The organism is Bradyrhizobium sp. SRS-191, assembly GCF_024586915.1.
GTDB lineage: Bacteria > Pseudomonadota > Alphaproteobacteria > Rhizobiales > Xanthobacteraceae > Bradyrhizobium.
This window is the reverse complement of sequence record NZ_JANBVS010000090.1, coordinates 1-535: the sequence shown is the minus strand read 5'-3', so window position 1 is coordinate 535 and position 535 is coordinate 1. Positions and strand designations below refer to the sequence as shown.

Sequence of the window (535 nt, the reverse complement as noted above, 5' to 3'; positions counted from 1 at the left end):
TTCAGTCTTTGTTTCAGGCTTGGCCTCGGCTTTCGCGGCCTCAGTCTTGGCGACAGCTGCCGGTGCAGCCGGCTTCGGCTCGGGCGCCTTCTCATGCGCCGGCGGGGTCTCGATCGCGGTCTCGCGGAAGGCGCGCTCCAGCTCATCGAGCGAGACTTCGCCCGGACGCAGCGGACGCTCCAGCGTCTGATCGATCAGGTTGCCGTGGGTCACCGCAGGCGCCGGCGGTGCTGCGGGAGCAGCGGGCACGAGCGGCGGCGCGGCCTCTCCGGCGGCCATCGCCGCCATGCCGCGCTCGACCATCGCCTCGAGCTCGCTGATCAGGTCGCGATCCTCGCCTTCCGGCTCGGCCTCGTTGGCCTCGAGCTGTCCGAGGATGTCCTTGATGCGGTCGATGGTGGTGAGGATCAGCGTCACGGCCTCGCCGGTCACCGGCATGCCGTCGCGGAATTTGCCCATCAGGGTTTCGGCGGCGTGCGCCAGCGCCTCGAGCCGCGGCAGGCCGAGGAAGCCGCAGGTCCCCTTGATCGTGTGC

General features: G+C 70.1%; 1 protein-coding gene. It reads right to left on the bottom strand.

What is annotated here, in order from left to right; all coding sequences use genetic code 11:
- On the bottom strand, window positions 1-535 hold a 535-nt coding region (locus tag NLR35_RS34205), incomplete at both ends, for an Hpt domain-containing protein (protein ID WP_257170937.1).